1 protein-coding gene is annotated in these 287 nt (G+C 40.8%); it reads left to right on the forward strand.

Annotation, left to right across the window (positions count from 1 at the left end):
- Window positions 1-80 precede the first annotated feature (80 nt).
- A partial coding sequence (locus B2Y23_RS11700; protein WP_291370964.1) for a hypothetical protein occupies window positions 81-287 on the forward strand: 207 nt, incomplete at its 3' end.

Consider the following 287-nt stretch of genomic DNA (forward strand, 5'->3'; position numbering starts at 1 on the left):
TGGTGATCAAGTGATGACCATTCAACAAAATTTTTAAGTGATGCATCGTCACCTTACAGGATTAGGAAGCACGGAACTTTATGGCTTTATTTAATTATCGTCCAGTTTGGGCTTTATTCGCGGCTGCACCTCTTATTGCTATGGTGAGTACCTCTATTCATGCGCAAACATGGAAAATCAACTTAAGAGATGCTGATTTAACGGCATTTATTAATGAAGTGGCCGATATTACCGGGAAAAATTTTGCTGTTGATCCACGTGTACGCGGCAATGTCACGGTCATTTCC

The sequence above is a fragment of the Acinetobacter sp. UBA5934 genome, from assembly GCF_002430855.1.
Classification (GTDB): Bacteria; Pseudomonadota; Gammaproteobacteria; order Pseudomonadales; family Moraxellaceae; genus Acinetobacter.